Source organism: Anaerosporobacter sp. (genome assembly GCF_965301125.1).
This window is the reverse complement of record NZ_CBDLAM010000355.1, coordinates 1-1,996: the sequence shown is the minus strand read 5'-3', so window position 1 is coordinate 1,996 and position 1,996 is coordinate 1. Positions and strand designations below refer to the sequence as shown.

Genomic DNA, 1,996 nt, shown 5'->3' with positions numbered 1-1,996 from the left:
GGTTTACCTGTCCAACCGGAGTACATGAAAGTGAGCAGAAGAATATTTTTAATGTTGTCAATAATGGGGAGCACTTAATATGTTGTGCGTGTAACTCTTTTGCGCAATGGGGAATAAACGAAATAGGAGAAGACTTCTTAATAAAATATTGGGATTATAAAAAAAACAATATAGATCCTTGGATAATATCTACTGGGAGTAAAAAGAAAATTTGGATAAAGTGCCAAAAAAAAGATTATCACGGAAGCTATGAAACAAGCTGTTTTAATTTTACAAACGGAAGAAGATGTTCATATTGTCACACTTTTAAATTACATAAACATGATTCATTAGGCTATTTGTATCCAGAGGTGTTTAATATTTGGTCTGAGTTAAACACAAAGACTCCATATGAGTACAGTCCAAATAGTAACCAAAAAGTATGGTGGAGATGTGTCGATAATAAACACGAAGACTTTAAGAGAGAAATAGCATATTCTACAAAACACGAATTTAGTTGCAGATACTGCATTAAAGAAAGCAATGAATCAAAGTTGCAGAAAAAAGTAAGGTTGTATTTATCTGATAAGTTAAAATATGAGCTAAACCATGAATTAAATTGTACTATACTCCCCGTCAATCCTAAGACAAAATGTCCGTTACCATTTGATAATGAAGTAATTAAATTAAAACTTATTATCGAGGTGCATGGAATTCAACATTATGAAGCTTGTGGACTTCATAATTTCAATGTAAATCGTTATAATATAACGCCAGAACAATCTTTATGTCAAAGACGATTATATGACAGATACAAAAAATTTATTGCTGAACATAATGGTTATTCTTATTTAGAAATACCATACTGGACGGAAAATGATAAGAGTTATATGAGATTGATAGATGACAAAATCGACGAAATATTAACTACATAAATTCACCATTTGGTAGGGGATGAAAGAGGTAAATATAATGGACGCACAACTAAAAGCTATACAAGAATATTTGAACCAATGCATTAAAGATTCTACAAGCAAACTTATTAATGATGAATTTGTAGAAGACATCTTTGATTCAATGGGTGTAAAAAACAGGGTTTGGACGGTATAAAAGAAGTATTTTATAATTGAATATTTTTATAGAACAAAGTCATCTCATATTCGAGGTGGCTTTTCTTGTGTAAAAATAACAATCTATAAAGAGGGAGGATAAATAATTGCAAACATAGACAAGGTTAAGTATAGAACAGATGAACGATTTGCAAAAGTTCCAGAAAGTAACTTGAAGAAATACAAGAAGTATTTACTATCTTCTATCGTAAAGAACCCAGACGATAAAGGAACCACTTATAATACATACAAGGGGATTTTTGAATTATTCTTGACTTGGCTTGCAAATGAATACGACGAAACACTGGATTTATATAGCGAAGAATTTATGGAAGATGCTGTTGACATTATGGAAGCATACATGCTCTTCTGTCAAGAAACGTTATTGAATCACAAGAAAACAGTAAATAACAAGGTGGCCGCCGTTTCTTCTTTTTATCTATGGTCAGCAAAACGTGGATTAATAAAGTATCATCCATTTAAAGATAAATTAGATAGGATGAAAAAGGCTAATGAAGAACATATCATCAATACATATTTCTTAACTGAAGATCAAGTAAACGAAATGCGAAAAGGTGTGTACACGAATAAAGGTTTTACTATTCAAGATAAAATCCTATTTGAATTATCGCTATTTTCAGCAAATAGAATCGGTGCGTTAGAAAGATTGACTTTGTCCTCTCTTGATTTAGATGAAATGGTGTTCAAGGGAATCAGAGAAAAAGAAGGATACCATGTAGATGTTCCTCTTAATGATATTTGTAAAGAATTGATTGAAGAATGGTTAAAAGTGAGAAAAGACGATTATGATAAATTAGAATGTGATGCTCTCCTACTTCATTATTATAAAGGAGAATGGAGAATGTGGGGACGTGGAATAATTCACGCTAGAATGAGGAAATACGGTA

The 1,996-nt window shown here is 31.5% G+C and carries 3 protein-coding genes; all 3 read left to right on the top strand.

What is annotated here, in order from left to right:
- Positions 1–914: zinc-ribbon domain-containing protein (locus ACW2QF_RS19885; protein ID WP_455717754.1), on the top strand; the 914-nt coding region annotated here is incomplete at its 5' end.
- A 37-nt stretch (positions 915–951) separates the two neighbouring features.
- Positions 952–1,089, top strand: a complete 138-nt coding sequence (locus tag ACW2QF_RS19880; RefSeq protein WP_455717753.1) for a hypothetical protein — start codon at positions 952–954, stop codon at positions 1,087–1,089.
- Positions 1,090–1,260: 171 nt separating this feature from the next.
- Positions 1,261–1,996: tyrosine-type recombinase/integrase (locus ACW2QF_RS19875; protein WP_455717752.1), on the top strand; the 736-nt coding region annotated here is incomplete at its 3' end.